At 56.0% G+C, this 248-nt stretch carries 1 pseudogene; it reads left to right on the top strand.

Annotated features, from left to right (window positions below):
- Positions 1 to 123: 123 nt before the first annotated feature.
- A pseudogene (locus HWX25_RS33235) lies at positions 124 to 248 on the top strand (ATP-binding protein); the annotation flags it as partial.

The following is a 248-nucleotide window of genomic DNA, read 5'->3' on the forward strand; positions in this document are numbered from 1 at the left end:
TGGATCGAGGGCTATTACAATCGGCAACGTCTGCATACCTCGATCGACTTCCTTACCCCCGTCGACTACGAGGCTGGTTTGATCGCTGCATAAGATGCTGTACGTGAAAACGAGGCAGGGTCAGAACTCGGATATCTGCCGTTCAGCCAGGCCGGCGGGGCGTTGCTGTTCCATCTGCTGAGCCGCCTGTACGAACACACGAGCGTTGCCATCACAACGAATCTGGACTTCGCCGAATGGTCCAGTGT

The organism is Burkholderia sp. BCC1640, assembly GCF_902833125.1.
Taxonomy (GTDB): domain Bacteria; phylum Pseudomonadota; class Gammaproteobacteria; order Burkholderiales; family Burkholderiaceae; genus Burkholderia; species Burkholderia diffusa.